Annotated in this window: 24 protein-coding genes; 11 read left to right on the forward strand and 13 right to left on the reverse strand. The window is 63.3% G+C overall.

Going from position 1 to position 22,699, the window contains the following annotated elements; all coding sequences use genetic code 11:
- Window positions 1-49: 49 nt before the first annotated feature.
- A complete protein-coding gene (locus C4Q26_RS06045) occupies window positions 50-724 on the forward strand; it encodes a COG3650 family protein (RefSeq protein WP_104882888.1) in 675 nt (224 codons plus the stop codon).
- A gap of 102 nt (window positions 725-826) precedes the next feature.
- Window positions 827-2,434, forward strand: coding sequence for an NAD(P)/FAD-dependent oxidoreductase (locus tag C4Q26_RS06050; protein WP_023379075.1), 1,608 nt, complete (start codon window positions 827-829; stop codon window positions 2,432-2,434).
- A 92-nt stretch (window positions 2,435-2,526) separates the two neighbouring features.
- Here C4Q26_RS06050 and C4Q26_RS06055 read toward each other — a convergent pair whose 3' ends face one another.
- Complete coding sequence (locus tag C4Q26_RS06055) at window positions 2,527-2,991, reverse strand: glycine zipper 2TM domain-containing protein (protein ID WP_023379073.1); 465 nt, start codon at window positions 2,989-2,991, stop codon at window positions 2,527-2,529.
- Between the two features lie 148 nt (window positions 2,992-3,139).
- On the opposite strand from C4Q26_RS06055, the gene C4Q26_RS06060 reads away from it, so the two are divergent.
- Window positions 3,140-3,376 carry a hypothetical protein gene (locus C4Q26_RS06060; RefSeq protein ID WP_023379072.1) on the forward strand — a complete coding sequence of 79 codons (237 nt, stop codon included), beginning with the start codon at window positions 3,140-3,142 and terminating at the stop codon, window positions 3,374-3,376.
- A gap of 99 nt (window positions 3,377-3,475) precedes the next feature.
- Here the strand turns inward: C4Q26_RS06060 and pdxH are convergent, their stop codons facing one another.
- From pdxH to dinG, 5 genes are all read right to left on the reverse strand, one after another.
- A complete protein-coding gene (gene pdxH / locus C4Q26_RS06065) occupies window positions 3,476-4,123 on the reverse strand; it encodes a pyridoxamine 5'-phosphate oxidase (protein ID WP_023379070.1) in 648 nt (215 codons plus the stop codon).
- 19 nt (window positions 4,124-4,142) lie between these two features.
- Window positions 4,143-5,132: an OmpA family protein gene (locus tag C4Q26_RS06070; protein ID WP_023379069.1), complete on the reverse strand. Its 990-nt coding sequence runs from the start codon at window positions 5,130-5,132 to the stop codon at window positions 4,143-4,145.
- Between the two features lie 99 nt (window positions 5,133-5,231).
- Complete coding sequence (locus tag C4Q26_RS06075) at window positions 5,232-6,377, reverse strand: EstA family serine hydrolase (protein WP_023379067.1); 1,146 nt, start codon at window positions 6,375-6,377, stop codon at window positions 5,232-5,234.
- A gap of 72 nt (window positions 6,378-6,449) precedes the next feature.
- Window positions 6,450-8,702 (reverse strand): beta-galactosidase, encoded by a 2,253-nt coding sequence (locus tag C4Q26_RS06080; protein WP_104882101.1) that lies wholly within the window; start codon window positions 8,700-8,702, stop codon window positions 6,450-6,452.
- An 81-nt stretch (window positions 8,703-8,783) separates the two neighbouring features.
- Window positions 8,784-10,928, reverse strand: a complete 2,145-nt coding sequence (dinG, locus tag C4Q26_RS06085) for an ATP-dependent DNA helicase DinG (protein ID WP_023379064.1) — start codon at window positions 10,926-10,928, stop codon at window positions 8,784-8,786.
- A gap of 98 nt (window positions 10,929-11,026) precedes the next feature.
- On the opposite strand from dinG, the gene C4Q26_RS06090 reads away from it, so the two are divergent.
- Window positions 11,027-11,491 carry a CopD family protein gene (locus C4Q26_RS06090; protein WP_023379063.1) on the forward strand — a complete coding sequence of 155 codons (465 nt, stop codon included), beginning with the start codon at window positions 11,027-11,029 and terminating at the stop codon, window positions 11,489-11,491.
- 59 nt (window positions 11,492-11,550) lie between these two features.
- On the opposite strand, the gene C4Q26_RS06095 is transcribed toward C4Q26_RS06090, so the two are convergent.
- From C4Q26_RS06095 to C4Q26_RS06110, 4 genes are all read right to left on the reverse strand, one after another.
- A complete protein-coding gene (locus C4Q26_RS06095; RefSeq protein WP_104882889.1) occupies window positions 11,551-12,309 on the reverse strand; it encodes a hypothetical protein in 759 nt (252 codons plus the stop codon).
- Window positions 12,302-12,577: a DUF1145 domain-containing protein gene (locus C4Q26_RS06100; RefSeq protein WP_023379061.1), complete on the reverse strand. Its 276-nt coding sequence runs from the start codon at window positions 12,575-12,577 to the stop codon at window positions 12,302-12,304. The genes C4Q26_RS06095 and C4Q26_RS06100 overlap by 8 nt, the downstream gene beginning before the upstream one ends.
- 97 nt (window positions 12,578-12,674) lie before the next feature.
- The gene (locus tag C4Q26_RS06105) at window positions 12,675-13,394 is read right to left on the reverse strand and encodes an OmpA family protein (RefSeq protein ID WP_041925440.1); all 720 of its coding nucleotides are present in this window, start codon (window positions 13,392-13,394) and stop codon (window positions 12,675-12,677) included.
- Window positions 13,395-13,482: 88 nt separating this feature from the next.
- The gene (locus C4Q26_RS06110; protein WP_023379059.1) at window positions 13,483-14,175 is read right to left on the reverse strand and encodes an OmpA family protein; all 693 of its coding nucleotides are present in this window, start codon (window positions 14,173-14,175) and stop codon (window positions 13,483-13,485) included.
- Window positions 14,176-14,334: 159 nt separating this feature from the next.
- On the opposite strand from C4Q26_RS06110, the gene C4Q26_RS06115 reads away from it, so the two are divergent.
- The 6 genes from C4Q26_RS06115 to C4Q26_RS06140 all read left to right on the forward strand — a co-directional run bounded on the left by C4Q26_RS06115 (window position 14,335) and on the right by C4Q26_RS06140 (window position 19,891).
- On the forward strand, window positions 14,335-14,829 hold the full coding sequence (locus tag C4Q26_RS06115) for a DUF6231 family protein (RefSeq protein ID WP_027907482.1): 495 nt from the start codon (window positions 14,335-14,337) through the stop codon (window positions 14,827-14,829).
- Between the two features lie 2 nt (window positions 14,830-14,831).
- Entirely contained in the window at window positions 14,832-15,308 is a 477-nt protein-coding gene (locus C4Q26_RS06120; protein ID WP_027907481.1) for a YchJ family protein, read from the forward strand.
- A gap of 2 nt (window positions 15,309-15,310) precedes the next feature.
- Window positions 15,311-15,787 carry an LEA type 2 family protein gene (locus tag C4Q26_RS06125; protein ID WP_023379047.1) on the forward strand — a complete coding sequence of 159 codons (477 nt, stop codon included), beginning with the start codon at window positions 15,311-15,313 and terminating at the stop codon, window positions 15,785-15,787.
- Between the two features lie 7 nt (window positions 15,788-15,794).
- A complete protein-coding gene (locus tag C4Q26_RS06130; protein WP_023379046.1) occupies window positions 15,795-15,995 on the forward strand; it encodes an SEC-C metal-binding domain-containing protein in 201 nt (66 codons plus the stop codon).
- 231 nt (window positions 15,996-16,226) lie between these two features.
- Window positions 16,227-18,668 (forward strand): penicillin acylase family protein, encoded by a 2,442-nt coding sequence (locus C4Q26_RS06135; RefSeq protein WP_027907480.1) that lies wholly within the window; start codon window positions 16,227-16,229, stop codon window positions 18,666-18,668.
- A 107-nt stretch (window positions 18,669-18,775) separates the two neighbouring features.
- Window positions 18,776-19,891 (forward strand): succinylglutamate desuccinylase/aspartoacylase family protein, encoded by a 1,116-nt coding sequence (locus C4Q26_RS06140; protein ID WP_104882103.1) that lies wholly within the window; start codon window positions 18,776-18,778, stop codon window positions 19,889-19,891.
- Between the two features lie 21 nt (window positions 19,892-19,912).
- Here the strand turns inward: C4Q26_RS06140 and C4Q26_RS06145 are convergent, their stop codons facing one another.
- Both C4Q26_RS06145 and dcd read right to left on the reverse strand, forming a co-directional pair.
- On the reverse strand, window positions 19,913-20,140 hold the full coding sequence (locus C4Q26_RS06145; RefSeq protein WP_023379042.1) for a hypothetical protein: 228 nt from the start codon (window positions 20,138-20,140) through the stop codon (window positions 19,913-19,915).
- A 97-nt stretch (window positions 20,141-20,237) separates the two neighbouring features.
- Window positions 20,238-20,804: a dCTP deaminase gene (gene dcd, locus C4Q26_RS06150; RefSeq protein ID WP_008096785.1), complete on the reverse strand. Its 567-nt coding sequence runs from the start codon at window positions 20,802-20,804 to the stop codon at window positions 20,238-20,240.
- Between the two features lie 329 nt (window positions 20,805-21,133).
- On the opposite strand from dcd, the gene C4Q26_RS06155 reads away from it, so the two are divergent.
- Window positions 21,134-21,343 carry a cold-shock protein gene (locus C4Q26_RS06155; RefSeq protein ID WP_003254922.1) on the forward strand — a complete coding sequence of 70 codons (210 nt, stop codon included), beginning with the start codon at window positions 21,134-21,136 and terminating at the stop codon, window positions 21,341-21,343.
- A 189-nt stretch (window positions 21,344-21,532) separates the two neighbouring features.
- Here C4Q26_RS06155 and apbC read toward each other — a convergent pair whose 3' ends face one another.
- Window positions 21,533-22,627 carry an iron-sulfur cluster carrier protein ApbC gene (gene apbC / locus C4Q26_RS06160; protein ID WP_023379041.1) on the reverse strand — a complete coding sequence of 365 codons (1,095 nt, stop codon included), beginning with the start codon at window positions 22,625-22,627 and terminating at the stop codon, window positions 21,533-21,535.
- Window positions 22,628-22,699 lie beyond the last annotated feature (72 nt).

Genomic DNA, 22,699 nt, shown 5'->3' on the forward strand with positions numbered 1-22,699 from the left:
CCTGAGTACCGTGGCCAGCTCCTGATGCAAGATTCCCGGAGCCAGCCCCATGCGCATAACCCCCGCCCTGCTGCTTGCCAGCCTGCTGCCTTTGTTCGCCGGCTGCCAGCTCATGGCCCATCAACCAAGCGACCCGAACATCGGTACCACGCGCATGCAGGGCGAGCTGAGCGCCGGTGGCGGCCAGTTGTTCTTCAAGCCTTGCGGTGAGAGCCGTCGCTTCGTGATCAGCGACGTCGGCGGTACCGGTATCCTGCAGGAAGCCGCCAACCTGGCCGACGATGCCAACGACAAACTCTTCGCCGATGTGCGTGGCCGCCTGACCGGCAGCAAGCAGGCGAACAACGACGGCCAACTCGAAGTACGCCGACTGTACCGCCTGGAAGGTTCCACCCGCGCCTGCGAAGACCCCAACTTCAAGCAACTGACCCTGCGTGCCAGCGGCCACGAGCCGGGCTGGGACATCAAAGCCAGCGGCAAGGGCATGGTGCTCAACCGTGTCGGCCAGGACCCACTGCCACTGCCTTTCCTTGAAGAGGAAGTGCCCGGCGGCGGCCTGACCCTGACCAGCGAAGCCAACGGCAAGCACGTCGAGTTGTGGGTTGCCCCACAGCGCTGCGTCGATACGGCCACCGGCGCCGTGCAGCACTTGCGCGCCGAATTGCACATCGACGGCCAGACCCTCAAAGGCTGCGGCTACTATGGCGGTGCACGGGACAACTGATCGCCGGGCACTTTTATCCTGCCAGTCAGGGCGGCTAACAGCTTATACTTGGCGGTTTGTGTAAAGCCGCCGGCCGCCATGGCCGGGATACTGGACCCTGCCATGCTACGAATCACCGAACTTAAGCTGCCCCTGGACCACCCCGACGAAGCCCTGCGCGAGGCCATCGTCCAGCGCCTGGGCATCGAGGACGAGCAACTGCTCGGTTTCACCCTGTTCAAACGCAGCTACGATGCGCGCAAGAAGAACAGCGAAATGCTGTTCATCTACACCATCGACCTGGAAACCAGCAACGAAGCCGAACTGCTCAGCAAGTTCGCCGACGACCACAACATCGGCGTAGCCCCCGACGTTACCTACAAGTTCGTCGGCCAGGCCCCGACCGGCCTCCAGGAGCGCCCCATCGTGGTCGGTTTCGGCCCGTGCGGTATCTTTGCCGGCCTGCTGCTGGCGCAGATGGGCTTCAAGCCGATCATCCTCGAACGCGGCAAGGAAGTACGTCAGCGTACCAAGGACACCTGGGGCCTGTGGCGCAAAAGCGTGCTCAACCCAGAGTCCAATGTGCAGTTCGGCGAAGGCGGCGCCGGCACCTTCTCCGACGGCAAGCTGTACAGCCAGATCAAGGACCCGAACCACCACGGCCGCAAGGTGCTGGAAGAGTTCGTCAAGGCTGGCGCACCGGAAGAGATCCTCTACATCAACAAGCCACACATCGGTACCTTCCGCCTGACCGGCATGGTCGAGCAGATGCGCCAGGACATGATCGCCCTGGGTGCCGAGGTGCGTTTCCAGCAGAAAGTCACCGACCTGCTGATCGAGGATGGCCAACTGACAGGTGTGGTGCTGGAAAACGGCGAACAGCTGCACTCACGGCATGTGGTGCTGGCACTGGGACACAGTGCCCGCGACACCTTCCGGATGCTGCACGCCAAGGGCGTGTACATGGAGGCCAAGCCATTCTCCATTGGTTTCCGCATCGAGCACCCGCAGACGCTGATCGACAAAGCGCGGCTGGGCAAGTACGCCGGCCACCCGAAACTGGGCGCAGCCGACTACAAGCTGGTGCACCACGCCAAGAACGGTCGCTCGGTCTACAGCTTCTGCATGTGCCCGGGCGGCACCGTGGTTGCCGCGACCAGCGAACCGGGACGTGTGGTCACCAACGGCATGAGCCAGTACTCGCGTAACGAGCGCAACGCCAACTCCGGCATTGTCGTCGGCATTGACCCGGAGCGCGACTATCCGGGCGGCCCGCTGGCGGGTATCGAGTTGCAAGAACGCCTGGAAGCCCATGCCTACGTGATGGGCGGCAGCAATTACCAGGCCCCGGCACAGCTGGTGGGCGACTTCGTTGCAGGGCGTCCTTCCACTGCGCTGGGCAGCGTCGAGCCATCCTACAAGCCGGGTGTCACCCTCGGCGATCTGGCCCCTAGCCTGCCAGACTTCGCCATCGAGGCCATCCGCGAAGCCCTTCCCGCGTTCGACCGCCAGATCAAGGGGTACAACCTGCACGATGCAGTGCTGACCGGTATCGAGACCCGCACCTCGTCGCCATTGCGCATCACGCGTGGCGCGGATTACCAGAGCCTGAACCTAAAGGGGCTGTTCCCGGCAGGCGAAGGTGCCGGCTACGCGGGGGGCATCCTGTCGGCGGGTGTCGATGGCATTCGCATCGCCGAGGCAGTGGCCCGGGACATGCTCGGCCTGTAAGAGCCGGCTTGCCGGCGATAGCGCTAGCGCCGCCCAACAAAAAACCCCGAACCGGCCATGCCCGTTCGGGGTTTTTCGTGTCGCGTCTACGATCAGTGGGTGACGCGGCTGGTACCGTCGACGGTCATGATGCGCACGCGATCACCGACGCGGAAGATTTCGTTCTGTTGCACGGCCTGGACATAAGCACGCATGCTGCCGTCGTCCTCGCGTACGGTGATTTCCACACCTTGGGTACGGGTGAGGCCTTCTTCAGCGGCCGAACCTGCCAAACCACCAGCGACCGCACCGATGACGGCAGCGACGATGCTGCCACGGCCACCACCAACGGCACTACCGGCGACACCACCGACGATGGCGCCAGCGCCGCCGCCGATCGGGGTCTTGGTGCCTTCGATTTTCACCGGACGCAGGGATTCGATGGTACCCATGCGCACGGTCTGCACGCGACGGGCTTCATCACGGGAATAGCTGTCGCCTGTCAGGCTCGAGGCACAGCCACCGAGCAACAGCGACATGGTGGTGAAGGTCGCCACCAGCAAAACAGATTTACGCATGGGTACAGTCTCCATAAGTCAGGTGTCCATTAGACGCTGTGCCTTGACGGCTGTCACGATACATAGGTAACAAAATTGCTTTTATTCAGCTCTGGTACAGCCACAACCGGCTGTTTTGCAGGCTTTTGAAGTCAGACCAAGGATAGCCATGGATTACTTCATCGTCGTTGTAACCACGCTCGCGGGGCTGTACTTCCACGGCTGGCTGTATGTACGCATGCACCGCTGGATGGACCGGGACCTGGCGTTGGCACTGGCGGGAACGGACCCCAAAAAGCGTGAATTCATGCTGCGGAGCCTCGAACGGGCCCAGGCGCAGAAGCTCAAGGGCAAGGCGTTGGCGGCCTGGTTGGCGCGCGAGGCGCAAGAATATCGAGGGAACTGACTGGCATCGTCGCCGGCAAGCCAGCCCCCACACGATCTGCAGGGTACATGCAGGAGCAGCCTCGTGACGCGAAAGGGCCGCGCAGCGGCCCCTACGCTATCAGGGAGCCAGGCGCTCGCGCAGCCACTGGCCATCGACCAGACGGTAGTTCAGGCGATCGTGCAACCGGCTCGCACGGCCCTGCCAGAATTCAATGCGCTCCGGCAACAGGCGATACCCCCCCCAGTGCTCCGGGCAATGTGGCTGGGTGTCGGAGAACCGTGCCTCGGTCGCCTTGACCAGGCCCTCCAACTCTTCACGCCCGGCAATCACCCGACTCTGCGGGGAAGCCCACGCTCCCAGGCGGCTGCCCAGCGGACGCACTTGGAAGTAGTCGTCCGACTCCTTGGCCGTGACCTTCTCGACCCGACCTTCGATGCGCACCTGACGCTCCAGCGCCGGCCAGAAGAACGTCATGGCGGCGAAGGGATTGGCCAGCAGTTGCTGGCCCTTGGCGCTGTCGTAGTTGGTGAAGAAGGTGAAACCGCGCTCATCGAGGCCCTTGAGCAGCAAAACGCGGCAATGAGGCCGCCCCTCGCCATCGACGGTGGCCAGAGTCAGGGCATTGGCCTCCACTGGCGGCTGCTCGGTCTTCACCGCGTCGGCAAACCACTGGTGGAACAGGGCGAACGGCTCAGCCGGTGCCTGGGCTTCGGCCAGGCCATCACGGGTGTAGTCGCGACGCATATCGGCCAGGGATTGGGTCATGGCTGCGTTTCCTTGACGATCAGTTGGTCTTCGCAGGGCTGTTGGCGGCGACTTTCTTGTCGACCGTGGTTTTCTTGGCGACGGGCTTGGCCGGCGCGGCTTTCTTCTTGGCAGTAGCCTTGGCGGGTGCCTTTGCAGGTGCCTTGGCCTTGGCCGCCGGCTTTTTCGCCGCGGTCTTGGCAGCAGGTTTGGTGTCAGTGGCCTTGGCAGCGGCTGGCTTGGCGTCCTGCACAGCGACCAGGGACGCCGGGCTCTGTGCCGGGGCGGCTTGCTGGTACTTGGCCAACAGCGCAACCATGGTGTTCTGTGGCGTCAGCAGCATTTCCACACGGCGGTTGAGGGCGCGGCCTTCGGCACTGTCGTTGGCGGCGCGCGGCATGACCGACCCCATGCCCTTGAGGGTCAGGCGGTCACGCTGCAGGCCGCTGAGGCGGAAGATCGCCGACACCGAGGCAGCGCGCTCCAGGCTGAGCTTCTGGTTGGCAGCGGCTGCACCACTGTTGTCGGCATGACCCAGTACCAGCACGGCCGACTTGGTATCGCCCTCGACCGTCTTGGCCACCCGGGTGATAGGGCCCAAGGTGATTGGCAGCAACATGTTAGGTCGGTCAGGGTTGTAGGAACCATCCACCGGAATGGTCACAGCCAGCACATCCTCACGGCGCTCCAGTTCCAGCTTGCTGCCCTTGATCGCTTCACGCACCTTCGGCTCGTACTCGTCCAGCCAGGCCTGGGTAGCCTTCTGATCGATCTTCGGTACGGCGGACGCCTTGGCTTGCTTGTCGTCACCACCGAATGGCCACCACCAGCGGCTGGCACTTTCGGACTTGGCGTCGGCCTTGGCCACTTTATCGGTGACGGCTGCCTTCACTTCCTGCTCGGCCACCTTGTCCGAACCGAAGGGCCACCAGCTATGGCCACTGTCCTTCGAGGCGTCCTGGGAATGGCTGGCACAGCCCGTGACAGCGGTCAGGCACAGGGCGAGTGCTAAGGTTTTATGTGAAGACATCAGCGATACACCATGAAATTAAAAGAAATTTTGCTCACGCGTTTCAGGCGTTGGCATTCAGGATAGTCAAAGGGACCGTGCAATACCCGCACAACCCGATCAAAGGCAACTGCCGAGCACCCTGACCAACTTCTGCGCACGGGGGTCCATCAGCACGTATGGACCCAGGGTATTGACCACGAAACCGAACGCAACGTCATGTTCCGGGTCGGCAAATCCGACGGAACCGCCGGCTCCCGGGTGCCCAAAAGCACGCGCCCCGAGCCCGAAGGTGGCATTGGCAACGTCGGGCTGGTCGAGCATGCAGCCAAGGCCGAACCGCGTCTGGGTCAACAGGGTGCGATCCTGGCCGAAACTGTGTTCGCGGGTCAGCTCATCGAGCAGTTCGGATTCGAGCAGGCTGCCGTCCAGCAGGCCGGCATAGAAACCCGCCAGGCTCCGTGCATTGCCATGGCCATTGGCCGCAGGCTGCTGCATGCGCCGCCATTCGGGCTTGTTGGTGCTGGTGAGGATCGCAGGCGGGTTGGTGAATGCGCGGGTGCTCAGCGCTTCTGGTTCACGCAGGGTGACCTGCAGCAAGCGTTGGGCGGCGGCGTCACCGGCGTTGCCTTTGCCACGGGCAATATGCGCCACGCGATGAAACTCTTCGTCGGCCAGGCCGACATGGAAATCAAGCCCCAGCGGCCGGGCGGTGCGGGCAACGATCGACTCGCCTGGACCACGGCCGTCGGCCCGACGAATGAGCTCGCCGATCAGCCAACCAAAGGTAATGGCGGCGTAACCATGCTCGGTGCCCGGTGTCCACCAGGGTGCCTCTGCTGCCAGGGCATCCACCATGGTTTGCCAGTCGTACAGGGCCTCGGCAGGCAGCAGCTCGCGGATGGCCGGCAAACCAGCACGGTGGCTGAGCAACTGACGCAGGGTGACGGATTCCTTGCCCGCCTGGGCGAATTCAGGCCAATAACGGCAAACCGGAGCATCCAGGGCAAGCTTGCCCTCCCCCACCAACTGCAATGCGGTGACCGCGGTGAAGGTCTTGGTGCAGGAGAACAGGTTGGCAATGGTGTCGCTATGCCAGGCCTGCTGGCCGTCCTTGTCGGCGCTGCCCGCCCACAGGTCGACCACGGTTTCCCCGCCCACCTGGATGCACAGCGCAGCGCCGCGCTCCTGGGGATCATCGAACAACGCGGCGAATGCTTCCCGCACTGCCTCGAACTTCAGCTCATAGTGACCCTGGATCTGCACCCGCCTGTTCTCCGTACGACCTTGCTGTCAAAGGCGTGCATTGTTTCAGTAGTTGGAGGTTTTGCAAACTGGCTATGGCCCGGTGGTCGCCGATACAGGCTTCTCCAGCCCGCTGCGAAACTGCCCAAGAATCTGCCAATTGCTCTGGCGCACCGACTCGACGAACGACGAATAAGGCACGTCGGTGATCGCGACCAGCCCCAGATGCCCGTTCTCGCCATCGAGCAGTCGACCACTGGCCGGCTGGTCGAGGTACTGGAACCAATGCGCACCGACGATCATCGGTTGTGCCATCGCCGCCTTGAGGAAGGTGCCATAGGCCGGTCCACGGTCCTCTTCACGCGCCACTTCCACCGGCCCCGGCCAGAAGGGGCCGCGGTCGCGGGAGCCGAACTGGAACTCAGATACGAGCACAGGCTTGTCCAATTCGGCCAGGCGGGCGAAGTCATAGCCATCTTCAGGCTTGAGGGTATAGAAGTTGAAGCTCAGCACATCGCAGAACTCGACGCATGCCTTGACTGCCTCTGGCGTGCTCACGGCATAGCGCCCGCCCAGCAGCAGGTGATTGGGCGCGTGCCATTTCAAGGCATCGGAAATGGTCTTGAAGTAGGTATCGGCGAATACCTGCTGGAAGTGCTGGTAATCGCGCTCGATTTCAGGGTACTCAGGGCTGGGCAATGGCGCCTCGAAACCTGGGTCTTCCATCAGCTCCCAGGCTTGCAAGTCAATGCCCCAGGCCTTTGACAGCCCTTCCTGGTTGCGGTACTTGTCCCGCAATTGCTTGAGGAAAGCACGCTTGGCCGGCACGTCGGTGGTCAGCCGCAGGGTACCGTAGGCCAGACCGTAACGGGCTTTGGGATCGTCTCCCGGGGCAGCCCAGGCGAGCTCGTTATCGGCGAAATAGCCAATCAGCCAAGGGTCGTCACGATGGTCTCGGGCGGCAATGGCCACGGCGCGCTCGGTGGCCATGGCAAAGCGCGGGTCGAAGGGGTCGGGCATGCGCCCCCACCAGTCCATGCCGGTACTGATGCTGGCGTAGTCGCCGATGATCGACAGCGGCAGGGTGTAAGGCATGCGCTTGACCTGGGCCAGCGCAGGGTCGCTCCAGTTGCCCAGCGTGTTGAAACCCCAGGCCTGCAACCGGTCCAGCGTATGGGCCTGCCAGCGCGCGGCATCCAGCACTGGCTGCGGGCAGCCCACCGGGGGCTGGTCGGCTGCACCGGCACCGCACGGCTGGCCGTAGGTGCGCTGCAGGTTGGCGGCATAGAAGTCGAACCAGCGCCCCTTCTTGAAGCCGCGACCTTGCGACGAGGCATTGCCATCGTCATTGTTCCCTTCGCCATAAAAAGCCGCCAGGGGCTCGCCCTCGGCCGGTAATGCCTTGAACATGGTTTCGCGCCCCGCGACATAGGTGCGCCCGCCATCGGCAGCCACCGTATTGACGCCCAGCGAGAAGAACGGGTGGCCATCGGGAGTCACCAGGTACCAGCGTCCGGCTCGTTTCTCGGTGCGGAAGAACCCCTTGGCTTCGAAGGCCGGACCGGCCAGCAAACCGCCGTAGTTGTCCAATGGCTGCTTCTGGCGCTCGGCCAGCCACCCTTTGAGCTGCTGCCGCTCCCGCTGATCGGCCACCTTGAGCTGTTCGTCATCGACGATTTTCTCCGGCCAGCGAGCCCGGGTGGATTGGCCATACGCATCGATCAGCTCGCGATAAGCGGCCTGGTACGCCTTGTCGTCATCCTGCAGGCCGACTTTCTCGATCAGCAAGTTCTGCGCAACCTTGGGGCCGGGAATGCTCAGGCTGACCGACACCACCTGCTTGAGGTCGACTTCCCCGGCACTGCTGGCCAGCAGCAGACGCTGCCCTTCATGGGTCCAAGGCATTGGCGGGCCAGCACGCATGCCCTGGTTCAGGGGCGAGCTCGCCTTCAGCGGCATCATGACGGTCTGCGCCGGCCCGGCAGGCAGGTCGATACGGCTGGTCAACGTGCGGCCATCAGCGCCCTGTACGGTGACATCCACGGTCAGCGCCCAGTCCATTGCGCTTTGCAGGCGCAGGGTCAGGAACCGACCGGCGGACCAGTCCCAGACACCGCTTTGTGGGCTCAGGCGCAGCGTCGGGCGCGCCACCGGGTTGAACACCACCCGCCGCAAGACTTCGCCTTCGGCCGTTTGCTCCGCGTTGTACTGGGGCATGCTGGCATCGTCGGTCACCACGTTGACCACCGAGGCCGGGCGCACGAAGCTGAAAAGCGTCTGTTGTCCGGCCAGCAGCGGCGTGCTGAACAACAGGGTGAGAATGGCGGGCAGGGTGTGGCGGATCATAGGGCTGGGGCTCTCCTTCAGGGCCCTCATGAGCCCACGTCCGGGTAATGGACAACGAGCCGGTGCATCGTGCTCCGGCCGTTACGAAATCTCCCGCCGGAATGGCGGCAGCGCATTGAGAATAGCCTTGCCGTAGCGCTGGGTGACCAGACGCCGGTCAAGCAAGGTGATGACGCCGCGATCCTGCTCTGTACGCAACAAGCGACCGCAGGCCTGGATGAGGCGCAATGAAGCATCGGGCACGGCGATTTCCATGAACGGATTACCGCCACGGGCTTCGATCCACTCGGCCAATGCCGCCTCGACCGGATCGTCGGGCACCGCGAAGGGGATCTTGGCGATAACCACATGCTCGCAGTAGGCACCGGGCAGGTCGACGCCCTCGGCGAAACTGGCGAGGCCGAAGAGCACGCTGTGCTGGCCATCGTCGACCCGCGCCTTGTGTTTGTTGAGGGTTTCCTGCTTGGACAAGTTGCCCTGGATCAGCACCAGCTTGCGCCAGTCACGGTCCAGGCCATCGAATACGTCTTGCATCTGCTTGCGCGAGGAGAACAACACCAGGGCGCCGCGGGCATCCTCGACGATGCCCGGCAGTTCGCGGATGATCGCCGCCGTGTGTGCCGTGGCGTCACGCGGGTCGGCGCCCAGGTCCGGCACCCGCAGCAAGCCGGCATCACCGTGCACGAACGGGCTGGGCACGACGCAGGTCACGGCATCGCGGGGCAACCCCGAGCGCATGCGGAAGCGGTCGAACTTGCCAAGGGCCGTGAGGGTTGCGGAGGTCACCAGGGCGCCGTGGGCCACGTTCCAAAGGCTGCGGCGCAGCATCTCGGCGGCCAGGATGGGGCTGGCATTGACCTCGATGTCGAATAGCGCACCACTTTCGGCCAAGGTCAGCCAGCGGGCCATCGGCGGGCTGTCTTCAGGGTCTTCGGCGGTAAAGGCGGTCCACAGCTCCCAGTTGCCTTGGGCGCGGGTCACCAGGCTGCCGAACAAGGGGTACCACTCTTCGGCCTGATGGCTGGCGATACCGATGTTGACCTCGCCGTCCATACCTTCCTTGAGCAAGTCGGCCAGGCGTGTGAACAGGTCGTTGAGGCGGGCGAACCCTTTTTTCAGCTCGATTCCCGCTTCGCGGATCGCCTCGGGAACCACGCCACCTTCGAACCGATAACGTGGGCGTTCGCGGCCCTCCGTGTCCTCGCTGGGACGGAAGTCGGCGACCTGCTCGCACAGGGTGAACATGAACTGCTGTTGCGTGCGGATTTCCCGCGCCAGCTCTGGCACCTGCTCGATCAGCTTACCCAGATCGCCCGGCAGCGGGTGTTGAGCCAGCAGCTTGGTCAGGTTCTTGGCCGTCTGCTCCAGCCAGTCGGCGGTCGAGCGCAACCGCGAATAATGGGCGAAGTGGCCGATGGCCTTGTCCGGAAGATGGTGGCCTTCATCGAAGACGTAGACGGTGTCGCGAGGGTCGGGCAACACCGCACCGCCGCCCAAAGCCAGGTCAGCCAGGACCATGTCGTGGTTGGTGACGATGACATCGACCTTGCCCATGCCTTCCCGCGCCTTGTAGAACACGCACTGCTGGAAGTTCGGACAATGACGACCGGTGCACTGGCTGTGATCGGTGGTCAGGCGGGCCCAGTCCTGGTCCTCCAGTGCCTCGGGCCAACTGTCGCGATCGCCGTCCCAGCGGTTGCCGGCGAGCTTTTCGATCATGCTGTTGAACAGCTTCTGGCTACGCTCGTCGACCTCGATATGAAAACCCTCCTCCTCGAACAACTGGGCAGTGGCCGATTGCGCATGGCCCTCCTGCAGCAGTACATCGAGCTTGGACAGGCACAGGTAGCGGCCTCGCCCCTTGGCCAGGGCGAAGCTGAAGTTCAGGCCGCTGCTGCGCATCAGGTCGGGCAGGTCCTTGAACACGATCTGCTCCTGCAGTGCAACCGTTGCGGTGGCGATCACCAGGCGTTTGCCGGCCGCCTTGGCTGCCGGAATCGCCGCCAGGCTGTAGGCCACCGTCTTGCCAGTACCGGTACCGGCCTCCACCGCCACCACGGCAGGCTCGCCCGCCCGACGGCCTTCGTCGTCGCAGGCGATATCGCCGAGCACTTTGGCCACTTCGGCAATCATCAGACGCTGGCCATAGCGCGGCTTCAGGCTCTTGGCTTCGAGAAAACGCGAGTAGGCGCCCTGGATGGTGGCTTTGAGTTCGTTGCTGATCATGGTCTGCAAGCGCCCGGAGGGCTGGATATATTTTCAGTGTTTCGCATGGGGCGGCTATCATACCCCGCTATTGCCCTTTGTGCCGCATGGAGATCCGGATGCTAGCCTTTGCCTTGCCCTACACACTGCACGTTCTAGCGGCCCTGGTCTGGGTCGGTGGCATGTTCTTCGCCTGGCTGGTGCTCCGCCCGGCCACGGTTGCGACCCTTGAAGGGCCTGCCCGCCTGCGCTTGTGGGTGGAAGTTTTCCGACGTTTCTTCGGATGGGTCTGGCTGGCCGTAGCCATTTTGGCGATAAGTGGTATCGGCATGTTGCACATGCGCTTCAACGGTTTCGAAACCGCACCGCGCTACGTGCATGTGATGATCGGCGGTGGCATTGCCATGTTCGCCTTGTTCATGCGTATCCAGGCGCTGCTGCTGCCAGAGCTCAGGACTGCCGTGCAGGACGAGGATTGGTCGACAGGCGCTGCGGTACTGGCGCGGATTCGCCGGATGGTGGGGATCAACCTGCTGCTGGGCCTGGCGGTGGTGGCGGTGGCCAGCTCGCGTCTGGTGCTGTAGACGCAGAGCGGCCACGGCCATGCCGTTAGGGCCTGCATGAAACGTCCTGAGAGCCTAGATCACAGCGGCTGCAGAATCAGCTCACCAGTGGCCCCTGCCAGGCCAGGTTGCCCTGGCTGCCCTGGACGACCATTGGCCCCGGCATCGGTGCGGTAGACCAGGCAGCCCTTGCTCGCCCCGCCTTTGCCGGCCTTGCCGGCAGCCCCGGGTTTACCGGGTGCGCCGCCATCGAGGCGGACCACGATGCGCTCCTGCGGGAAGCTCTGCGGGACGCTCAGGCGGATTCGCCCTCCCGGCGCGCCGTCATGGCCATTGCCGCCGTCATCGCCATTGCCCCCCCGGGTGGCCTGCCCCCAGGTGCAGCCACCAGCCTGACCATTGGCGCCATCCAAGCCGACGTACCCCGGCGCACCAGCACCGCCTCGGGCGTCGATGGCCAGACGTTCAGCCGTGATCGCATCGAGTCTCAAATCCAGGTTGCGACCGGCGCGGGCGGCCCGTTCATAGGTGCCGGCCGCCCCTGTAGCGCTGAATTCGCTGCCTTCCTCCAATCGAGCGGCGCGCGCCTGAATCAGCAGTGGGCTTTCCGATGGGGCGATGGCGATCCGGGCATCGCGCCCCAGTTCCAATTGATCGATGTTCAATGCTTTCAGCGACGCGGGCAGCATCAAGGTGGCCGAGTTGGCCAGTTGCACGCGCTCCAGGTGCACGGTTGCCGACTTGTTCGGCAGACGCAACATGGAGTTGGCAGCGACTTGCAGGCTTTCGGCCTGGGCCAGGGGAGCGACCAATGCGGCCAGCAACATCAATTTATGCATGGCGCGGTGCCTCCTGCGGACGCGGAATGGACATGACATGGAAGATACCCGTCAGCAGAATCTGCAGACGGTCGAACCAGCGATGGCTACGCCCGCGCAGGCTGCCATTGAAGAACAGCATTTCAAGGAAATGCAGGGTCAGCAACGTGATGCCGACTGCGTTGATCAGCAAATTGAGTGGCAGCGGTTGCGGCTTCAACAGATTGAACAACACCACCCACCAGAAAAGGACCGTCAGGGCCTTGCCAAGGCCCAGGATGAATTTCATACCCGCCCCTACTTATTTATTGTTATGCCGTCGCATCCCGTTCGAGCGGGCTGCGCAGCTAACAGTAGCGTCAATGCCAAGGTTTGCGCCAGCGGCATCAATTGAGGTGCAGTTCCACCCGTCTGTTGAGCGCGCGTCCCTCCTCGGTGTCGTTCTCAGTCACCGGTTCACTTTCTCCACTGCCCTGGCTGGTGACTTTGGCGGGTGCAACACCCTGGCCAATCAGGTATTCGGCCACGCTGCTGGCGCGGCGCTCGGACAATGCCTGGTTGTAGCTGTCCGCACCCACGCTGTCGGTATGGCCAACCACCTTGATGCGGTTCACCGCCGGTTCGTTGAGCCGGGGCACCAGGCTTTGCAGGCGCTGTTGGGCGGCGCTGGTGAGCTCGGCGGAGTCGAAAGCGAACATGACCTGCCCCTGATCATCCAGGGTGATCACCTCGGGCGTGGGCGCAGCTTCGCTGGCCGGAGCGGACGCTGGATACTGCGGTAATGGGCAACCCATGTGGTTGACGGGCGTGTTCGCCGGGGTATCGGGGCAGCGGTCGCGGCGATCGAACACGCCGTCTTCATCCTCGTCGCCATCCTGGGCATAGCAGATCAGGCCTCCGGCGATTGCGCCCAGGGCTCCACCTCCCGCGGCCCAGCCAGAGCTCTCGATCGCCCCCAGACCACCGCCTGCCAAGCCACCCAGCAGGCTGCAGACAGGCCAAGTCCTTTGATTGAGCGGCGCACTGCCATCACTGTGCGTAGCGCAGCCTGCGAGCAGGCTCGATGCCAGCAACAGCGGCAGTGCCGCCTTCGACATAACACTCATGGTGAATGCTCCTGTGTCATTGGCCGCAACCGGCTACACAGGAGTAAAGACGCGCCCGCGCCACTTCTCAAGACGCGGGCGCTGGCTGTCAACGCTGGATCTTGATCTCAGTGCGACGGTTCATGGCGCGGCCATCGGCCGTGGCATTATCGGCCACCGGCTGGGTCTCGCCGGCACCAACCACAGAGACGAAGCTGCTGCGCGGTACGCCTTGCTCGACCAGGTAATCCGTCACCGAGTGAGCACGACGCTCGGACAATTTCTGGTTGTAGCTGTCCGAGCCTACGCTGTCGGTGTGGCCAGTGACACTCAGCCGAGCGCTCGGCGCTTCCTGCTTCAGCCGCGCGGCGATGGTATTGAGTCGCTCTTTGTCCGCTGTCGTCAGGCGAGCGGAGTCGAACTCGAAGCGTACATCGCGAATGACGATGACTTCTTCTTTCTGGACCACAGCCTCCTGCACCACCGGAGCCGGTTCAGGTGGGCAACCATTGGCATCGACCTGCACGCCGCGCGGCGTGCCTGGACATTTGTCGCGGCTATCCGGCACACCATCGCCATCTTCGTCACCATCGCCATGAACCCAGCAATAGCCGGCCGCCATGGTACCGCCCACCAACGCGCCCCAGCCAGCCCAGCTGGAGCTTTCTATGGCGCCCAAAGCGGCGCCGCCCACGCCCCCGACGGCAGCACACTTCGGCCAGTCGGTTTTCTGCAAACCTGCACAACCAGTCAACACACTGGTGAGCAGTACCAGGGGTATCGCTGTGCGTACTATGCTCATTTTGTTGCGTCTCCTAGGGGGAATCGGCATATGGCCGATCCTTGGGAGTAAAGACCGCGCAATCCATCCCTGCCAGCGATAAGCCACGACGCGGCCACATGCCTCTTTGCCCACAGCCGACAGCCCGCTAGTCTTGGACGACCAGAATGAGGATTGGCAATGACCGACGGTTTTTCCCAACGCACCCCGCAACAAGCCCTGGCGGCCCTGCTAGAGCGCTTCACCCCGCAACGTCTGCTGCTGGTCGGCACGCGTTTCCCGGCCTTGGAGGCCTTTGCCCAGGCGCATCCCCAGGTACGGATAGAAACCGCTGCCGCCGGCCCGCTACCTGCCGAACTTGCGGCCCAACGTTTCGACCTGGCTGTGCTGGTGGACTGCCTGGAGCACCTGCCCAAGCGTGTCGGTCTGGAGTTGCTGGGCGGTATTCGCAACCTCAATGCCAGTCGAGTGGCAGTGCTGGCCGACCTGTCGGTATGTGGCTGGCAAGACACCGACTTCTTTGCCTTGGCGCTGTCGGCAAGCGAGAAATTCCGCCGCGATGAACAGGTATTGAGCCTGTTCACCTATGATCTACATGACTACAAGCAGGTCCCCGACTGGCTCAACGCCAAGTTCTGGGCCAACCCTGAAAACTTTGGCAAGTACTGGTGGTGATGATGAGTGTCTCGGTTTGCCCTTGCGGCAGCGGCAACCTGCTCGATGCCTGCTGCGGGCATTACCATGCCGGCACCCCGGCGCCGGATGCACAGACGCTGATGCGTTCGCGCTACAGCGCCTATGTGCTGGGCCTGATCGACTACCTGGTGGCCACCACCCTGCCTGCCCAGCAGGCGGGCCTGGACCGCACGGCCATGGCTGCCTGGAGCGCTCAGAGCACCTGGCTGGGTCTGGAGGTGGAAAGTGCCGAGGTATTGGGTGGCCAGCCCGAGCACGGCTTCGTCACCTTCACGGCGCGCTGGCACGACCAGGAGGGTGACCACCAGCATCGCGAGCGTTCGGCGTTCGTACAGCATGACGGACGGTGGTACTTCATCGACCCGACCGTCGGGCTCAAGGCCGGACGCAACGACCCCTGCCCCTGCGCCAGCGGGCAGAAATTCAAGAAATGCTGCGCTAGTTACGTGGGTAGCTGAACATGCTCGCCCTGGCCCGCCTGTCCGTACTCAGTGCGTTGCTGATGTTGCTGGCGGGCTGTGCCGGCTGGTGGCGCAGCGATTGGCGCGATCCTCAAGTGCATCTGGTCAAGGTCGAGACCGTGAAGGCCAGGTTGCTTCAACAGGAGTTCGTGCTGCATGTGCGCATCGACAACCCGAATGACAGCCGCCTGTTCATCCGCAACCTCGATTACTCGGTGCGGCTCAACAACTTGCTGCTGGTAGAAGATGAGGCCAGTTTGTGGCGCAGCGTCGGCGGCCATGCCCGGCGGACCTTCAAGATCACGGCTCGCACCAACCTGTGGGAACACCTCAAACCCTTGTCCAAGCTGCTCAAGAGTGGTGAGCCGCTGCATTACACCCTGCAGGGCGAGCTCAATACCGGGCTGCTCATCTTCCGAAGCCTGCACTTGTCGCGCAGTGGTGAGATAATGCCCGGCGATCTCAAACCGGAGTAACCCTGCAATGACTCAACAACCCCATGTTCATGGCCCGGACTGCAACCACGGTCACGATCATCATGACCACGATCACGGCCATGTACACGGTCCGCACTGCAACCATGGCCACCAGGAGCCGGTGCGCAATGCGCTCAAGGACGTCGGTCGCAACGACCCATGCCCATGCGGTAGCCAGAAGAAGTTCAAGAAGTGCCACGGTGCGTGAAGTACCGAGCAGGTCTTGGGTTTTCTAGCGCCGCCTAGAACGGCGGCATCGCGAGCGAGGCGCGCACTACAGTCATTCGACCGTGAACGAGGTGCGAAGGGATTGTAGGAGCGCGCCTTGCTCGCGATGCGTCGCGCCGGCACCTTTCGATCTCGAACCCGCTGAAAAATCTACCGGCATGCTACCTTAAGCGCCTTCCAACCCCCCGCCATACCTAGCAGGAGCCTTGTCATGGCCGCCCCCGCCTTTCCACCCTTCCGCCCGCGGCTCACGATGGCTGCCACGCTGCTCGGCATGCTCGGACTCGCCGGTTGCCAGATGGGCGGCTACCAAGACAGTGTCCCACCGACCACTGGCGTCCAGCCGCTCAAAGGCTTGGCACAGAATGTCACGGTTCGACGCAACGCCATGGGCGCGCCACTGATCGAAAGCAGCAACTTCCACGACGCACTGTTCAGCCTGGGCTACCTTCACGCTGGCGATCGCATCGAACAGATGCTGGCCATGCGCCTGCTCGCCCAAGGCCGCCTTGCCGAACTGGCCGGCAGCGATGCGCTGGACATCGACCGCCTGATGCGGGCCGCCAACCTCAAGCAAAGCTCGGCCCAACTGTATGCAGACGCCTCACCACGTCTGAAACGCTTCTTCGAAGTCTATGCACGCGGGGTCAATGCCTATCTTTTCCGCTACCGCGACAAACTTCCTGCCAACCTGGCCAACAGCGGCTACCGGCCGGAGTACTGGAAACCCGAAGACTCAGCCCTGATCTTCAGCCTGTACGCCTTCAGCCAGTCCGTGAACCTGCAGGAAGAACTGAGCGCCCTGACCCTGGCGCAGAAGGTCGGCAACGACAAGCTGCACTGGCTGTTGCCTGGCGCTGCGGACGAACCATTGGCCGAGGCCGAACTCGACAAGCTCAAAGGCCTGAACATTTCCAGTCAGCTACCGGGCCTGGCGCCCCTGACCGCGGCCAGTCAAAAGCTTGCCGACCTTGACTTGCTCGGCAGCCCAGGCTCGGCCAACCTGGCCCTGGGGCCGCAACGCAGCCGCAGTGGCAAGAGCCTGCTGGCCAGCGATAGCCGCGCAGCCTGGGCATTGACCCCAGTGCAGATCCACACTGGCAAGTATCAAGTCGCCGGCCTGTCGCTGCCCGGCCTGCCCATCGTGCTGGCAGGCTACAACGGCAAACTGGCCTGGAGCAGCAGCGCGGTCATGGCCGACAACCAGGACCTGTACATAGAGCAGCTGCGCCGCCAGGGCAACCAACTGAACTACCTGGCCGATGGCAAGTGGCAAGCTGCCCGCGCGCGCAGCGAAACCTTCTTCGTCCGTGGCCAACGCCCGCTGCGCGAAATCATGTATGACACCCGCCACGGTACCCTGCTCGCCCAACCTGGCAACGCCACGCTGGGCTTGGCATTGAATCTGCCACAGCTCAAGGGCGACCGCAGTCTCGACGCGCTGTTCGACCTGACCCGCGCGCCTTCGGTGGAACGCGCCTTCGACAACACCCGCGAGGTCACAGCCGTCGCTCTGAACTTCGTCTTCGCCGAAGCGGAGCACATCGGCTGGCAGGTCAGCGGTCGATACCCGAACCGCCGCGAAGGTCAGGGCCTGCTGCCATCGCCCGGCTGGGACGGACGCTACGACTGGGACGGCTTCGCCGATCCGATGCTGCACCCCTACGACCAGGACCCACCCGCCGGCTGGCTTGGCCACGCCAACCAGCGCAGTCAGCCACGCGGTTATGGCATGCAACTGTCCAACACCTGGTATTACCCAGAGCGCGCCGAACGCCTCGCTCAGCTGGCCGGCAATGGTCGCCATGACAGCCGCAGCCTGATGGCGCTGCAAAACGACCAGGTCACGCTGCTGGCCGACAAGCTCAAGCAGATGTTCGACGCGCCAGGCATGGCCCAACCACTCAAGCAGGCCATCGACGCCCTGCCCGCTGGTCAGCGCGAGAAAGCCCGCGATGCCCTGGCGCGGCTCAAGGCATTCGATGGCCGCCTGAGCCCGGTATCGGCCGATGCGGCGCTGTATGAACTGTTCCTTCAGGAAGCTGCCCGGCAGACCTTCCTCGACGACCTCGGCCCGGAATCCAGCGCCGTCTGGCACGCCTTCGTCGGCAATGCGCGGTTGTCTTACTCGGCCCAGGCCGATCACCTCTTGGGACGCGAAGACAGCCCGTTCTGGGACGATCGCAACACCCCGCAAAAAGAAGACAAACCGGCCATTCTCGCGCGCAGCCTGGCGGCGGCGGTGGATGCCGGTATAGCGCAACTGGGTGCGGACCGTCGCGCCTGGCAGTGGGGCAAACTGCACCAGTATCGCTGGCCAGGCACGGCCTACCATGGCCTGGGCGATGCTCTCAGCCGCCCGCCGCTGGCCGCCGGAGGCGACTTCAGCACCTTGGCGCTGACGCCTTACGCCTGGGGTAACGACTTCGATACCCGGCTTCCGGCGTCTGCCCGCCTGATCGTCGACTTTGGCCAGGCCGAACCGCTGCAGGTGCTGACCAGCAATGGGCAATCCGGCAACCCGGCCAGCAGGCATTACAGTGACGGCCTGGACGCTTGGTTCAAAGGTCGATTCACCAGCCTGCCAATGCAACCGCAGAACTTCGCCCGGGTGTACGGCAACCAACGTCTGACGCTGGTCCCTGGCAAGTAGATGGATCACGCGGTGGCGTCCAGGACAGGCGCAACCGCGCAGTTTATGCTTCTATTTTTGTGCCGACCCGTGTCGCAGACCGTTTTCGCCACGTAGCCAGGACCACCATGCACCACTCGACCCATGACCTGCTTTCCCCGGTGCCGGGGATCACTCGCCAGTTGCACAGTTTCCACTTCGGCCCCCGCGGTAGCACCAAGGTGTATATCCAGGCCTCGCTGCATGCCGACGAGCTGCCGGGCATGTTGGTGGCCTGGCACCTCAAGCGTCGGCTGGCCGAACTGGAACAGCAAGGCCGCCTGCGCAGCGAGATCATTCTGGTGCCGGTGGCCAACCCGGTCGGCCTGGAACAGGTGCTGCTGGACGCCCCGCTGGGGCGCTTCGAGCTGCAAAGTGGCGAGAATTTCAACCGCAAGTTCGTCGACCTGTCGGACAGCATCGGCGACCAGGTCGAACAACACCTGAGCCAGGATCCTGCGCACAATGTCGCGCTGATCCGCGAATACCTGCGCCGGGGTTTGGACGCACATCCGGCGCAAACGCCCCTGCAGTCATTGCGACTGACCCTGCAGCGCCTGGCCTGCGATGCCGATCTGGTGCTGGACCTGCATTGCGACTTCGAAGCGGTCGAACATCTGTACACCACCCCGGAAGCCTGGCCGCAGGTCGAGCCTCTGGCCCGTTACCTGGGAGCGCAGGCCAGCCTGCTGGCAACCGACTCCGGGGGCCAGTCATTCGATGAATGCTTCAGCCTGGTCTGGTGGCAATTGCAACAACGCTTCGGCAAGCGCTATCCGATTCCACTGGGCAATTGCTCGGTCACCGTCGAATTGCGCGGGCAAGCCGACGTCAGCCATGAACTGGCCAGCAAGGATTGCCAGGCCATTCTCGACTACCTGACCTACAAAGGGGTTGTCGAAGGTGCCTGCGCGCCGCTGCCGGCCTTGCCCCGCCCGGCCACTCCCCTGGCGGCCGTTGAACCGGTACACACCCCGCTGGGCGGGCTACTGGTGTACCACGCCAAACCGGGAGAGCATGTGCAAGCGGGCCAATTGATCGCAGAAGTCATCGACCCGCTCAATGACCGGGTCACGCCGATCCGCAACAGTCAGCCGGGGCTGCTGTACGCCCGCAGTGTGCGGCGTATGGCAACCGCCGGCATGGTTATCGCCCATGTCGCGGGGGAACAGGTGGTGCGCAGCGGCTACCTGCTGGCCAACTGAGCACGCTCAGGCAGCCGGGTGTCAGGCCACGGGGGAAGGCGGTGGCTCGTCGGGCAAGGTTGGCTCGCCGGGCTCCATGGGTTGGCCTTCACCAGGGTCGGGCGGCTGCGGAGTATCAGGGTCGGGCTGATGCGGCACACCGCCCGCCTGCATCGGCAGCGGGTGCGCCAGCAATGACCACGCCAGCAGGCCGATCTGATTAGGCTCAAGCACAGCCAGCTTCGCACTGATCGCGGGATGGAGTTTCATTGACAGCTCCTGAGCAGAGCCGATGCGCCTCACGCGCATCGGCACGGTTACCTCGTTGGAGTGCCAAAGGCGCAAGGAATTCCCCGCGCTCGTCGACTCAGGTACGCGGCAGGGTGACGCCGCGCTGACCTTGGTATTTGCCGCCGCGGTCCTTGTAGGACACTTCACATTCTTCGTCGGACTCGAGGAACAGCATCTGCGCCACACCCTCGTTGGCATAGATTTTCGCCGGCAGGGTAGTGGTGTTGGAGAATTCCAGGGTCACGTGCCCTTCCCACTCAGGCTCGAGCGGGGTGACGTTGACGATGATGCCGCAACGGGCATAGGTGCTTTTACCCAGGCAGATGGTCAGTACGTTGCGTGGAATACGGAAATACTCGACCGTGCGCGCCAGGGCAAAGGAGTTTGGCGGGATGATGCAGACATCGCTCTTGACGTCGACGAAGCTACCGGCATCGAAGTTCTTCGGGTCGACCGTGGCCGAGTTGATGTTGGTGAACACCTTGAATTCGTCGGCACAGCGCACGTCGTAGCCGTAGCTGGAGACGCCGAAGGAAATCACCCGGCTGTCCTGCTCGCCGCGCACCTGGCGCTCGACGAACGGTTCGATCATGCCGTGTTCCTGCGCCATGCGGCGAATCCACTTGTCCGATTTGATGCTCATGGCGGGGGTGTCCTGAAGGGTTGCGAGGTAAAAATCGAGATGCGCATCTTACCGGTCCACGCGCTCAGGTTAAAGTTCCATGCCGCACCCCGCGCCAGACGGGGCCTACGGTGGCCGTCGATCTGAATTTCGACAAAGGCCATCTTGGTGATTGGCAGGTCGTGGAAAGTGGGTTAAGGTGACGCCACTGTGCTGCACGTGACACCGAGAATCTCTAGTTTGATGCACGATTCCTATCGACCCATCGCTGAATTTTCTGCTCTCTTTGCGCTCAGTCCCGGCCAGGGTTTTTCCTGACCGTAATCAACTTTGTCCAAGGAGACAGAAACATGTCCAACCGTCAATCCGGTGTTGTTAAGTGGTTCAACGATGAGAAGGGCTACGGCTTCATCACCCCTCAGTCGGGCGACGACCTGTTCGTGCACTTCAAAGCCATCCAAGCTGACGGCTTCAAAACCCTGAAAGAAGGCCAGGCTGTTACTTTCGTCGCTACCCGCGGCCAGAAAGGCATGCAGGCTGAAGAAGTTCAGATCGCCTAAATCGATCTCGCTTCCTCGCTTTCAAAAAAACCCGCCATCTGGCGGGTTTTTTTATGCCTGGATCACACTGCTACTGCAGTGATCGGAAAATCGTCGCGGTGCTTGCAGGCGCTGGCGCGCTGCTTGGTGGTGGCCGCGTCGGTGATCGCCGGCAAACCGGCGCCTGCCGCGCAGCCTCCTGAGCGAACCTCAGTCTTCGCTGATGGTGATGCTCGGCATCGCCGGTGCAGCCGCTTCCTGCAGCACGATCCGCGCGCCCACCTGGCGAGCCAGCTCTTGATAAACCATGGCGATCTGGCTTTCCGGCTCGGCGATGGCCGTCGGCTTGCCGTTGTCTGCCTGTTCGCGAATCAGCATCGACAACGGCAACGAGGCCAGCAGGTCGACACCGTACTGCGCAGCCAGTTTCTCACCGCCGCCCTCACCGAACAGGTGCTCGGCGTGGCCGCAGTTCGAGCAAATGTGCACGGCCATGTTTTCCACCACACCCAATACCGGGATGTTCACCTTGCGGAACATTTCCACGCCTTTCCTGGCGTCCAGCAACGCCAGGTCCTGAGGTGTGGTGACGATCACTGAACCGGCCACCGGCACCTTCTGAGCCAGGGTCAGCTGGATGTCGCCCGTGCCGGGCGGCATGTCGATCACCAGGTAGTCAAGGTCGTCCCAGGCGGTCTGGGTCACCAGTTGCAACAGCGCGCCGGAGACCATCGGGCCACGCCAGACCATCGGTGTGTTGTCGTCGGTCAGGAACGCCATGGACATGACTTCCACACCATGGGCCTTGATCGGTACGAACCACTTCTGCTCGCGGATCTGCGGGCGCGTACCTTCGGCGATACCGAACATCACACCTTGGCTCGGGCCATAGATGTCGGCATCCAGAATGCCCACTCGGGCGCCTTCACGGGCCAGTGCCAGGGCCAGGTTGGCCGCGGTGGTCGACTTGCCTACCCCGCCCTTGCCGGACGCCACGGCGATGATGTTCTTGACATTGGCCATGGCCGGCACCTGGGCCTGGGCTTTGTGCGCAGCCACCACGCAGTCGATCGACACTTGGGCCGAGGTGACGCCGTCGAGGTTCTCAATCGCTGTCTGCAGCACCTGGGCCCAGCCATTCTTGAACAGGCCAGCGGCATACCCCAACTGCAACTGCACGCTGACCTGGCCGCCCTGGATGTCGATGGCCCGCACGCAGCCGGCGCTCACGGGGTCCAGGTTCAGATACGGGTCGGTGTACTGGCGAAGCACGCCTTCGACGGCGGCACGGGTGACGGCACTCATGGAGGCTCCCATTGGCAAACGAAAGTGAAACAGGCGCTTATCCTAACCCGTCAATCGTCAGTAGATGCGTCC

Origin of the sequence: Pseudomonas sp. SWI44, from assembly GCF_002947915.1 — a bacterium.
Lineage (GTDB): Bacteria > Pseudomonadota > Gammaproteobacteria > Pseudomonadales > Pseudomonadaceae > Aquipseudomonas > Aquipseudomonas taiwanensis.

Bases quoted from the DNA above. Each gene is read 5' to 3' on its own strand.
- C4Q26_RS06130 (WP_023379046.1), top strand. From the start codon at position 15,795: ATGACTCAACAACCCCATGTTCATGGCCCGGACTGCAACCACGGTCAC.
- C4Q26_RS06050 (WP_023379075.1), top strand. From the start codon at position 827: ATGCTACGAATCACCGAACTTAAGCTGCCCCTGGACCACCCCGACGAA.
- C4Q26_RS06155 (WP_003254922.1), top strand. From the start codon at position 21,134: ATGTCCAACCGTCAATCCGGTGTTGTTAAGTGGTTCAACGATGAGAAG.
- dinG (WP_023379064.1), bottom strand. From the start codon at position 10,928: ATGATCAGCAACGAACTCAAAGCCACCATCCAGGGCGCCTACTCGCGT.
- C4Q26_RS06045 (WP_104882888.1), top strand. From the start codon at position 50: ATGCGCATAACCCCCGCCCTGCTGCTTGCCAGCCTGCTGCCTTTGTTC.
- C4Q26_RS06055 (WP_023379073.1), bottom strand. From the start codon at position 2,991: ATGCGTAAATCTGTTTTGCTGGTGGCGACCTTCACCACCATGTCGCTG.
- pdxH (WP_023379070.1), bottom strand. From the start codon at position 4,123: ATGACCCAATCCCTGGCCGATATGCGTCGCGACTACACCCGTGATGGC.
- C4Q26_RS06110 (WP_023379059.1), bottom strand. From the start codon at position 14,175: ATGAGCATAGTACGCACAGCGATACCCCTGGTACTGCTCACCAGTGTG.
- C4Q26_RS06115 (WP_027907482.1), top strand. From the start codon at position 14,335: ATGACCGACGGTTTTTCCCAACGCACCCCGCAACAAGCCCTGGCGGCC.
- C4Q26_RS06135 (WP_027907480.1), top strand. From the start codon at position 16,227: ATGGCCGCCCCCGCCTTTCCACCCTTCCGCCCGCGGCTCACGATGGCT.
- dcd (WP_008096785.1), bottom strand. From the start codon at position 20,804: ATGAGCATCAAATCGGACAAGTGGATTCGCCGCATGGCGCAGGAACAC.
- C4Q26_RS06140 (WP_104882103.1), top strand. From the start codon at position 18,776: ATGCACCACTCGACCCATGACCTGCTTTCCCCGGTGCCGGGGATCACT.
- C4Q26_RS06070 (WP_023379069.1), bottom strand. From the start codon at position 5,132: ATGTCTTCACATAAAACCTTAGCACTCGCCCTGTGCCTGACCGCTGTC.
- C4Q26_RS06080 (WP_104882101.1), bottom strand. From the start codon at position 8,702: ATGATCCGCCACACCCTGCCCGCCATTCTCACCCTGTTGTTCAGCACG.
- C4Q26_RS06100 (WP_023379061.1), bottom strand. From the start codon at position 12,577: ATGAAATTCATCCTGGGCCTTGGCAAGGCCCTGACGGTCCTTTTCTGG.
- C4Q26_RS06125 (WP_023379047.1), top strand. From the start codon at position 15,311: ATGCTCGCCCTGGCCCGCCTGTCCGTACTCAGTGCGTTGCTGATGTTG.
- apbC (WP_023379041.1), bottom strand. From the start codon at position 22,627: ATGAGTGCCGTCACCCGTGCCGCCGTCGAAGGCGTGCTTCGCCAGTAC.
- C4Q26_RS06105 (WP_041925440.1), bottom strand. From the start codon at position 13,394: ATGAGTGTTATGTCGAAGGCGGCACTGCCGCTGTTGCTGGCATCGAGC.
- C4Q26_RS06060 (WP_023379072.1), top strand. From the start codon at position 3,140: ATGGATTACTTCATCGTCGTTGTAACCACGCTCGCGGGGCTGTACTTC.
- C4Q26_RS06120 (WP_027907481.1), top strand. From the start codon at position 14,832: ATGAGTGTCTCGGTTTGCCCTTGCGGCAGCGGCAACCTGCTCGATGCC.
- C4Q26_RS06090 (WP_023379063.1), top strand. From the start codon at position 11,027: ATGCTAGCCTTTGCCTTGCCCTACACACTGCACGTTCTAGCGGCCCTG.
- C4Q26_RS06145 (WP_023379042.1), bottom strand. From the start codon at position 20,140: ATGAAACTCCATCCCGCGATCAGTGCGAAGCTGGCTGTGCTTGAGCCT.
- C4Q26_RS06095 (WP_104882889.1), bottom strand. From the start codon at position 12,309: ATGCATAAATTGATGTTGCTGGCCGCATTGGTCGCTCCCCTGGCCCAG.